Below are 9,113 nucleotides of genomic sequence, written 5' to 3' on the forward strand. Positions count from 1 at the left end.
TTAAGTGAACGGCATTAGCATTAACGCTCGGTTTTTCTTTTATCTTCGTAAGCTTACGCTAGCAGTTCTTTTGCTGTGTTCACTACGTTTTCTACAGTGAAACCAAACATTTCGAACAGTTGGTCAGCTGGTGCAGATTCACCGAATGTTGTCATACCGATGATGCGACCGTCGAAGCCAACGTACTTGTACCAGAAGTCAGCAATGCCCGCTTCTACAGCGATACGTGCCGTTACGTCTGATGGCAGTACTGATTCACGGTAAGCCGCGTCTTGCTTGTCGAATGCATCTGTTGATGGCATTGAAACAACGCGTACTTGCTTACCTTCAGCGGTTAGTTGCTCAGCCGCTTTCACTGCTAGTTCAACTTCAGAACCTGTCGCAATAAGGATTAGCTCAGGCTTGCCATCGCTGTCTTTCAGGATGTAAGCACCTTTCGCGATGTCTGCAACTTGCTCAGCAGTACGTTCTTGTTGCGCTAGGTTTTGACGAGAGAAGATAAGCGCCGATGGGCCATCTTTACGTTCGATCGCTAGTTTCCATGCTACTGCAGACTCAACTTGGTCACATGGACGCCATGTGCTCATGTTTGGAGTCAGACGTAGAGATGCCATTTGCTCAACTGGTTGGTGAGTTGGACCATCTTCGCCAAGACCGATAGAGTCGTGCGTGTAAACTTGGATGTTCTGAATCTTCATCAGAGCAGCCATACGCATAGCGTTACGTGCGTATTCCATGAACATTAGGAATGTTGCGCCGTAAGGAACAAAACCGCCGTGTAGCGCGATACCGTTCATGATCGCTGTCATACCGAATTCACGTACACCGTAGTGGATGTAGTTACCAGAGAAGTCGTTCGCTTCTAGAGACTTAGAACCAGACCACATGGTTAGGTTAGAAGGCGCTAGGTCAGCAGAGCCGCCCATAAATTCTGGAAGCATTTGACCAAACGCTTCTAATGCGTTTTGAGATGCTTTACGTGATGCGATGTTCGCTGGGTTTGCTTGAAGGTCAGCAATGATTTGGTTTGCTTTCTCTTCCCACTCAGCTGGAAGTTCGCCGTTTAGACGACGTTTAAGCTCTGCTGCTTCTGCTGGGTAAGCCGCTGCGTATGCTTCAAACTTAGCATTCCAAGCCGCTTCTTTTTCAGAACCTGCCGCTTTAGCATCCCACTCAGCGTATACGTCTGCAGGGATTTCAAATGCTGGGTGTTCCCAACCTAGGAATTCACGCGCTGCTGCGATTTCTTCCGCACCTAGTGGCGCACCGTGACAGTCGTGAGAACCAGCTTTGTTTGGAGAACCAAAACCGATGATAGTTTTAGTACAGATAAGTGTAGGGCGTGGATCTGCTTTTGCCGCTTCGATTGCTGCATTGATCGCTTCAGAATCGTGACCATCTACAGCAGGGATTACGTGCCAGCCGTAAGATTCAAAACGCTTAGGCGTGTCGTCAGAGAACCAGCCTTCAACGTGACCGTCGATAGAGATGCCGTTGTCATCCCAGAATGCGATAAGTTTGCCAAGGCCTAGTGTACCTGCAAGAGAACATGCCTCGTGAGAGATACCTTCCATCAGACAGCCATCACCCATGAACACGTAAGTGAAGTGGTCAACGATGTCGTGGCCTTCTTTGTTGAACTGAGCCGCAAGTGCTTTCTCAGCCATCGCCATACCAACAGCGTTAGTGATGCCTTGACCTAGAGGACCCGTTGTTGTCTCGATACCAGGTGCGTAGCCGTACTCTGGGTGACCAGGAGTCTTAGAGTGAAGCTGACGGAAGTTCTTAAGATCGTCGATAGACAGCTCGTAACCGCTCAGGTGCAGTAGAGAGTAAATCAGCATAGAGCCGTGGCCGTTAGACAGTACGAAACGGTCGCGGTCAGCCCACTCTGGGTTAGCTGGGTTGTGGTTTAGGTGAGAACGCCAAAGAACTTCAGCGATATCAGCCATACCCATAGGTGCGCCTGGGTGGCCAGAGTTAGCTTGTTGAACACCATCCATGCTAAGAGCACGGATTGCATTTGCGAGCTCTTTGTTTGAAAGAACGTTACGAGAAGACATGTCTGCTCCTGAGTGCATTAAGCGAATTGATAAAGGAATGTGGGCACATTAACCAAGAGTACTGGGTATAAAAGTGCGGGCAACATTCTCTCAAAGCCAAAATCCGACTGCAAACGTTTACTCACCATTTTTGAGGTTTTAACTCAATCTTTTCGCACTTAATGGACAATTTATTAAAAATTCACCCCATCAAAAGCAAACGATTGGGTAATAAGCTAGACAAATTCAAATAGAAAAAGAGCTTGTAATTCGACCGTGGGAAATTAAAATAGACGTCTAGATGTAGAAACACCTACAAACTGTATTGTATTTTTCGTGGCAAGCTTGCGTTAGTTAGCCATGAGTAAACCTTAAGATTGGAGCTATCATGGCTAAGCACCTGTTCACTTCTGAGTCGGTATCAGAAGGTCATCCAGATAAAATCGCAGACCAAATCTCTGACGCAGTTCTTGATGCAATTCTTGAGCAAGACCCAAAAGCACGTGTTGCTTGTGAGACTTACGTTAAAACCGGCATGGTTATGGTTGGTGGCGAAGTAACGACTTCTGCATGGGTTGATATCGAAGAAATCACTCGTGAAACTGTTCGTGAAATTGGTTACGTTCACTCTGATATGGGCTTTGATGCGAACTCGTGTGCGGTTCTAAACACCATCGGTAAGCAATCTCCAGACATCAACCAAGGTGTTGATAAAGCAGACCCTAAAGAGCAAGGTGCGGGCGACCAAGGCATCATGTTTGGTTACGCAACGAACGAAACTGAAATCCTAATGCCAGCTCCAATTACTTACTCTCACCGTCTTGTTCAAAAACAAGCTGAAGTTCGTAAGAGCGGTAAACTAGATTTCCTTCGCCCAGATGCGAAATCTCAAGTAACGTTCCAATACGACCAAGGTAAGATTGTCGGTATCGATGCTGTTGTTCTTTCAACTCAGCACTGCGATTCAGTAACAACACCTGACCTACGTGAAGCAGTAATGGAAGAGATCATCAAGCCAGTATTGCCTTCAGAGTGGATCACTAAAGACACGAACTTCTTCATCAACCCAACCGGTCGTTTTGTTATCGGTGGACCAATGGGTGACTGTGGTCTAACTGGTCGTAAAATCATCGTAGATACTTACGGCGGTGCAGCTCGTCACGGTGGCGGTGCATTCTCTGGTAAAGATCCATCGAAAGTAGACCGCTCAGCAGCTTACGCAGCACGTTATGTAGCGAAAAACATCGTAGCAGCTGGCATGGCTGACCGTTGTGAAATCCAACTTTCTTACGCAATCGGTGTTGCTGATCCAACGTCTATCATGGTTGAAACGTTTGGTACTGAGAAAGTATCACACGACATCATCATTGAAGCAGTTCGTCAATTCTTCGACCTACGTCCATACGGGCTACAAGAAATGCTTAACCTGCTGCAACCAATCTACAAGCAGACAGCAGCATACGGTCACTTCGGTCGCGAAGAATTCCCATGGGAAGCGACTGATAAAGCTGAACTTCTACGTGATTTCGCTGGCATCAAGTAATCGATCCACGCAAGAATCGATAAAGCCCTCGCCTCTGGCGGGGGCTTTTTGTTTCTCCCCTTCCTCTTCTCCCTTATTTGTTCTGTGAACAAAAATTCCGCAATTATTTGTAAATTGCCTCATCTCCGCCAATAGTTAACATAATGTTAAATCCACTTTTCGATGCATATAACGTAAAGAAATATGATGCAGGCTCACGTGGCTAAAAGAGTTATGAAAAACGTCAGCCGAACATCTTTTATGGCCTAGGTGCCACCGCGGGACTAAATCAAGGAGGAGTTATGCCTCGTACCGTGAATCCATCCGACTTCCAAAATAAACGAAAGGAAGTCCCAGATAACGAATACGCCAGAACCATTCCATGCAACACTGTGAATCTTTCTGCACCATTTCATTGGCTCGCACTGGGTCTGCATGACTTCGTTCGCATGCCAATTATTAGTGCCTTTTACGGCATCTGCTTCATGGCCGCTGCGATTGGTATCGTGCTTCTGGTTCAATGGCAAGGCACGCACCTTGTCGTAATGCCGAGCTTGATTGTTTACATGCTAATCGGTCCATTTCTAGCACTTGGCTTATATGACGCAAGCTGGGAAAGAGAGCGTGGGCACAAACCAAGCTTGTTCCACTCAATGAAAGCCATTGGGCGTAACTCGACCTCTCAATGGGCATTCGCCGTATTGCTCGCAGTGTGTATGATTTTCTGGATGCGAATTGCTGCACTGCTTCATGCTCTATACCCTTCTGTACAAGGTGCTCCGCTGACTGAATTCTTACCTTTCTTAGTTATTGGTTCACTCGTTGGTTTTGTCTTGGCTTGCGTGGTCTTCAGCATTTCTGCTTTCTCTATCCCGCTGATGATGGAGCGCCGCGTTGATATGATGACCGCCGTTTTCACCAGCTTTAACGCGGTAAAATCCAACATTCCAGCGATGATTGTATGGGCTGCGATTATTTGTGGCGGCATCTTAATCGGCTTTGCGACTTACGGTATTGGTATGCTCTTCACCATGCCAACCCTCGGGTACGGTACATGGCATGCTTACCACGCGACGATTAAGAAAAAACACACGCCCTAGAAAACTGATGCTATGATCCAGCCCTCGCAAACGCGGGGGCTTTTTTATTGGGTAAACGGGGTAAATCGTGGATATAGAACTGAGCTACAAAGCCAAACAGGTGATGGCAAATTGCATCGCGATGGCAGAACAAGCCTTCAAACGTTCTTTTCCAATCCCATCTCTGACTTTCAATGTACGTGGCAAAGCCGCTGGCAAAGCCTATTTGCAGCTGAATGAAATTCGCTTGAACCCAAAACTCTTTAAAGAAAACCCTCAAGCGTTTCTCAAAGAAGTTATCCCACACGAAGTCGCGCATCTCATTGCTTATCAAGTTTACGGTCGAGTTCGCCCGCACGGAAAAGAGTGGCAAGGCGTTATGGAAGCCGTGTTCAAAGTTCCAGCTAAGACAACGCACAGTTTCGATGTTGCCTCTGTACAAGGTAAAACCTTTGAATACCGTTGTGGTTGTATGACTTATCCGTTGTCCATTCGTCGCCATAACAAAGTTCTTCGTAAAGAAGCGGTATACTCATGCCAGAAATGCCGCCAACCGCTGAGCTTTACAGGCACTCAGCTCTCCTAAAGCCCCAAATTTCCCACTTTTTCATTCCAGAAAGAGAGACATTCGCTCTCAAAGTCTCTCTTTTTACCCGTTATTGTTTATTTACTCATCACTAAAGCCCATTTGTGCGTGTTAGAATGAATAAAGTCATACTTTATAAAGACTTTAATCATGAAATACCTGTTCTCTTTATTCCTACTTGCGCTTTCTAGTGCGGCAATTGCTGCGCCTCCAAGCTCTTTCTCTGCGGCTAAGCGTGAAGCGGTAAAAATATACGCCGATCACCCAACCAGCTTCTACTGTGGTTGTGACATCAAATGGCAAGGTAAGAAAGGCATACCCGACCTTGCTTCATGCGGCTACCAAGTTCGTAAACAAGAAAAACGCGCATCGCGCATCGAATGGGAACACGTTGTCCCTGCTTGGCAATTCGGCCACCAGCGTCAATGTTGGCAAAATGGTGGGCGCAAAAACTGCACAAGAAACGACAACGTCTTCAAATCAATGGAAGCCGATCTCCACAACCTGACTCCAGCAATTGGTGAGGTAAACGGTGACCGTTCGAACTACAACTTCAGCCAGTGGAACGGTATGGACGGCGTCAGCTACGGTCGTTGTGAAATGCAAGTTAACTTTAAGCGGCGTAAAGTCATGCCGCCCGATCGCGCGCGTGGTTCAATTGCACGTACTTACCTCTACATGAGTAAAGAGTACGGCTTCAAACTGTCTAAGCAACAAACTCAATTAATGAGTGCTTGGAACAAATCCTACCCTGTAGACAAGTGGGAATGTGAGCGTGATGAGCGCATTGCTAAAATTCAAGGCAACCACAACCCATTCGTTCAAGAGGCTTGTCGCGCACTGTAATTCTTCCTGCGATTACCGCGATACACCTTCGTAGTTTGAGGCGTTATCATTTACTGCAATGGAAACGCCTCTTGCCCCTTGTTTTTTCGGTGGAAAGCATCCATGTTAGTGTCTAAACACTCGCGTATGCAGGAAATCGAAACACTATGCGTATCCCTCGAATTTATCATCCAGAAACCATTCAACAACTTGGCGTCATTGCTCTGAGCGACGATGCAGCCGGCCATATTGGTCGCGTGCTGCGCATGAAAGAAGGGCAAGAAGTCCTACTGTTTGACGGCAGCGGTGCAGAATTCCCAGCAGTCATCAGCGAAGTCAGCAAAAAGAATGTGATGGTTGAGATCTCTGAACGCGTAGAGAGCGACATTGAGTCACCACTTGATCTTCATCTTGGTCAGGTTATTTCGCGTGGCGACAAGATGGAATTCACCACCCAAAAATCGGTGGAACTTGGCGTTAATACGATTACACCGCTGATCTCTGAACGTTGTGGGGTGAAACTAGACCAAAAACGTTTTGAGAAGAAACTGGCTCAGTGGCAAAAGATTGCGATCAGTGCATGTGAACAGTGTGGTCGCAACGTAGTACCTGAAATTCGCCCTATCATGAGCCTAGAAGAGTGGTGCCAAGAAGAGTACGACGGCTTGAAACTAAACCTTCATCCACGCGCTAAATACTCGATCAACACCCTGCCAACACCTGTTGAAAAAGTTCGTCTATTGATCGGCCCTGAAGGCGGTCTATCCTCTGACGAAATCGACATGACTCGCGAATACCAATTTGAAGAGACGCTACTCGGTCCTCGCGTTTTGCGCACCGAAACAGCGGCTCTGACAGCAATTACAGCTTTACAAGTTCGTTTCGGCGATCTTGGTTAAAACGGAGAAAAATAATGATCAAACTCGGTATCGTAATGGACCCAATCTCGTCCATTAACATCAAAAAAGACTCTAGCTTTGCCATGATGCTTGAAGCGCAACGCCGCGGCTACGAAATCCACTACATGGAAATGAACGATCTGCACCTAGACCAAGGTAAAGCAATCGCAGACACTAAAGTGGTTGAGCTTAAAGAAGATCCAAACGGCTGGTACGAATTCAAATCAGAGCAGACTATCGAACTGTCTGAGCTTGATGCAGTGCTAATGCGTAAAGATCCTCCGTTCGACACTGAGTACATCTACGCAACTTACATCCTTGAGCGTGCTGAAGAGCAAGGCGCACTGATCGTGAACAAGCCACAAAGCCTACGCGACTGTAACGAGAAACTGTTCACCGCTTGGTTCCCAGAACTAACGCCAACTACTATCGTGACACGTAAAGCAGAAAAGATTAAAGCTTTCCGTGAAGAGCATGGCGATGTGATCCTAAAGCCACTTGATGGTATGGGCGGCGCATCTATCTTCCGCGTGAAAGAGAACGATCCAAACGTATCGGTAATCATCGAGACATTGACGAACCACGGCCAAAACTACGCAATGGCGCAAACCTTCGTGCCAGACATTAGCAACGGTGACAAGCGCATCCTAGTAGTTGATGGTGAGCCAATGCCTTACTGCCTTGCTCGTATCCCAGCAAAAGGTGAAACGCGTGGCAACCTAGCGGCTGGCGGCACGGGTGAAGCTCGTCCACTAAGTGAAACTGATATGAAGATCGCTCAAGCAGTCGCACCAACACTAAAAGAAAAAGGTCTTATCTTTGTGGGTCTTGACGTGATTGGCGACAAGCTAACGGAAATCAACGTAACCAGCCCTACTTGTATTCGTGAAATCGAAGCAGCTTTTGATATTTCTATCACAGGCAAGCTAATGGACGCGATTGAGCGCCGAGTGAAAGGCGAATAACTCAAACTGTATTACAGTTAATAAAGAGCGTTGTGGATTAACTTAAACAAACTCATGCACATACCCGTAAGGGTAAAAGCATGATGTTTGCTTAAGTATTTTGATAGCCTTATAAGGTCGAGATGAGAATGAACCTCACAAACCATTTCTTAGTTGCCATGCCGGGAATGAAAGATCCCTACTTCCAGAATAGCGTTATCTACGTCTGTGAACATAACGAAGAAGGCGCTATGGGGTTGATGATCAACGCACCTGTCGACATCACGGTAGGCAGCATGCTCAATCAAGTCGAAGTGCAACCTGTGCACCCTCGCCTGTTTGAAGCAAGCTTGGATAGACCGGTATACAACGGCGGTCCTGTTTCTGAAGATCGTGGTTTTATCCTGCACAAACCAAAAGACTACTACAAATCAAGCATTCAAATGACCGACGAACTGACGGTAACTACGTCTAAAGACATCTTGTCAGTACTGGGGACAGAGGCTGAACCAAGTGATTATTTAGTAGCACTGGGATATTCAGGCTGGAGTGCGGGTCAATTAGAAACCGAGCTGGCTGAGAACTCTTGGCTGACGATCGAAGCAACACCAGAGATCATTTTCGATACACCGATTATCGATCGCTGGAAAAAAGCAGTCGAGAAGCTTGGCATCGATCCGAGTCAACTGTCCGCGGATGCTGGCCACGCTTAAAGGCGTACACAACCACTACTTTCATTTATTTAGATTCGAGACTCCTTATGTCACGTACAATCATGGCCTTCGATTTCGGCACCAAGAGCATTGGTAGTGCCATCGGGCAAGAAGTCACAGGCACAGCCTCACCGCTAAAAGCATTCAAAGCGAATGACGGCATTCCAAACTGGGATGATATCGAAAAGCAAATTAAAGAGTGGCAACCAGACCTACTAGTGGTGGGTTTGCCGACAGACTTACATGGTAAAGACCTAGAGACCATCACGCCGCGAGCGAAGAAGTTCGCCAACCGTCTGCATGGTCGTTACGGTTTACCTGTTGAATTGCATGATGAACGCCTATCAACGGCAGAAGCACGTGCAGAACTGTTCAGTATGGGTGGCTACAAGGCACTATCAAAAGGCAATATCGACTGCCAATCCGCGGTAGTAATCCTTGAGAGCTGGTTTGAAAGCCTTTGGGGTGAGTAGACATTTCAGGCAATCGAGTAGGAGGAGGCC

Annotated in this window: 9 protein-coding genes; 8 read left to right on the top strand and 1 reads right to left on the bottom strand. The window is 47.0% G+C overall.

Features of this window, described 5'->3' with window-relative positions; all coding sequences use genetic code 11:
- Window positions 1–53: 53 nt before the first annotated feature.
- Window positions 54–2,063 carry a transketolase gene (tkt, locus tag KIV40_RS08795; RefSeq protein WP_041853275.1) on the bottom strand — a complete coding sequence of 670 codons (2,010 nt, stop codon included), beginning with the start codon at window positions 2,061–2,063 and terminating at the stop codon, window positions 54–56.
- A gap of 367 nt (window positions 2,064–2,430) precedes the next feature.
- Here tkt and metK point away from each other — a divergent pair, with 367 nt between their 5' ends.
- The 8 genes from metK (at window position 2,431) to ruvX (ending at window position 9,083) form a co-directional block, all read left to right on the top strand.
- A complete protein-coding gene (gene metK, locus KIV40_RS08800) occupies window positions 2,431–3,585 on the top strand; it encodes a methionine adenosyltransferase (RefSeq protein ID WP_005425833.1) in 1,155 nt (384 codons plus the stop codon).
- 281 nt (window positions 3,586–3,866) lie between these two features.
- Window positions 3,867–4,664 (top strand): DUF2189 domain-containing protein, encoded by a 798-nt coding sequence (locus KIV40_RS08805; protein ID WP_285348730.1) that lies wholly within the window; start codon window positions 3,867–3,869, stop codon window positions 4,662–4,664.
- 67 nt (window positions 4,665–4,731) lie between these two features.
- Window positions 4,732–5,229 (top strand): SprT family zinc-dependent metalloprotease, encoded by a 498-nt coding sequence (locus KIV40_RS08810; RefSeq protein WP_012128940.1) that lies wholly within the window; start codon window positions 4,732–4,734, stop codon window positions 5,227–5,229.
- A 150-nt stretch (window positions 5,230–5,379) separates the two neighbouring features.
- Entirely contained in the window at window positions 5,380–6,075 is a 696-nt protein-coding gene (endA, locus tag KIV40_RS08815) for a deoxyribonuclease I (RefSeq protein ID WP_285348731.1), read from the top strand.
- A 146-nt stretch (window positions 6,076–6,221) separates the two neighbouring features.
- Complete coding sequence (gene rsmE / locus KIV40_RS08820) at window positions 6,222–6,953, top strand: 16S rRNA (uracil(1498)-N(3))-methyltransferase (RefSeq protein ID WP_285348732.1); 732 nt, start codon at window positions 6,222–6,224, stop codon at window positions 6,951–6,953.
- Window positions 6,954–6,967: 14 nt separating this feature from the next.
- Window positions 6,968–7,918: a glutathione synthase gene (gshB, locus tag KIV40_RS08825; RefSeq protein ID WP_005425823.1), complete on the top strand. Its 951-nt coding sequence runs from the start codon at window positions 6,968–6,970 to the stop codon at window positions 7,916–7,918.
- A 128-nt stretch (window positions 7,919–8,046) separates the two neighbouring features.
- A complete protein-coding gene (locus KIV40_RS08830) occupies window positions 8,047–8,610 on the top strand; it encodes a YqgE/AlgH family protein (protein ID WP_285348734.1) in 564 nt (187 codons plus the stop codon).
- Window positions 8,611–8,657: 47 nt separating this feature from the next.
- On the top strand, window positions 8,658–9,083 hold the full coding sequence (gene ruvX, locus KIV40_RS08835; protein WP_005425820.1) for a Holliday junction resolvase RuvX: 426 nt from the start codon (window positions 8,658–8,660) through the stop codon (window positions 9,081–9,083).
- Window positions 9,084–9,113 lie beyond the last annotated feature (30 nt).

The sequence above is a fragment of the Vibrio sp. D173a genome, from assembly GCF_030248475.1.

Bases quoted from the DNA above. Each gene is read 5' to 3' on its own strand.
- metK (WP_005425833.1), top strand. From the start codon at position 2,431: ATGGCTAAGCACCTGTTCACTTCTGAGTCGGTATCAGAAGGTCATCCA.
- gshB (WP_005425823.1), top strand. From the start codon at position 6,968: ATGATCAAACTCGGTATCGTAATGGACCCAATCTCGTCCATTAACATC.
- ruvX (WP_005425820.1), top strand. From the start codon at position 8,658: ATGTCACGTACAATCATGGCCTTCGATTTCGGCACCAAGAGCATTGGT.
- tkt (WP_041853275.1), bottom strand. From the start codon at position 2,063: ATGTCTTCTCGTAACGTTCTTTCAAACAAAGAGCTCGCAAATGCAATC.
- endA (WP_285348731.1), top strand. From the start codon at position 5,380: ATGAAATACCTGTTCTCTTTATTCCTACTTGCGCTTTCTAGTGCGGCA.
- KIV40_RS08805 (WP_285348730.1), top strand. From the start codon at position 3,867: ATGCCTCGTACCGTGAATCCATCCGACTTCCAAAATAAACGAAAGGAA.
- KIV40_RS08830 (WP_285348734.1), top strand. From the start codon at position 8,047: ATGAACCTCACAAACCATTTCTTAGTTGCCATGCCGGGAATGAAAGAT.
- rsmE (WP_285348732.1), top strand. From the start codon at position 6,222: ATGCGTATCCCTCGAATTTATCATCCAGAAACCATTCAACAACTTGGC.